A 379-nucleotide genomic window follows, 5' to 3' on the forward strand; every position below is an offset into this window, starting at 1 on the left:
GACCCGGCCTCCCGTGCTCCCGGCGCCGCGTTCGCGCCGCCCGTCGAGGGGCCCGCGGGCGGCTCGGACCTCGACCGGATGCTGGCGCTGCTGGGGCGGGACCCGTCCCGGTGGCCGGCCGGGAAACCTCAAATGTAGCTCTGAACGTCCCCCTCCCCGGGTTCGAACGGCCTCGCCGCGGCGAGGAGAGGAGCAGGGCGAAGGAGGGGGACGACCATGGAGCAGCTCGCGCACCTGGGCACCGGGATCGGCTGGCGACCGGAGATCGCCGACATCGTCGAGGCCATGCCCGGCATCGACTGGGTCGAGGCCGTGGCCGAGAACCTCTGCCCCGGCCATCTGCCCGACTCCTTGCTGCGACTGCGCGAGCGCGGCGTCA

1 pseudogene is annotated in these 379 nt (G+C 74.1%); it reads left to right on the forward strand.

Annotation, left to right across the window (positions count from 1 at the left end):
- Positions 1–216: 216 nt before the first annotated feature.
- A pseudogene (locus tag G3I40_RS47190) lies at positions 217–379 on the forward strand (endonuclease); the annotation flags it as partial.

Origin of the sequence: Streptomyces sp. SID14478 (assembly GCF_010548525.1) — a bacterium.
In the GTDB taxonomy this organism is placed as follows: domain Bacteria; phylum Actinomycetota; class Actinomycetes; order Streptomycetales; family Streptomycetaceae; genus Streptomyces.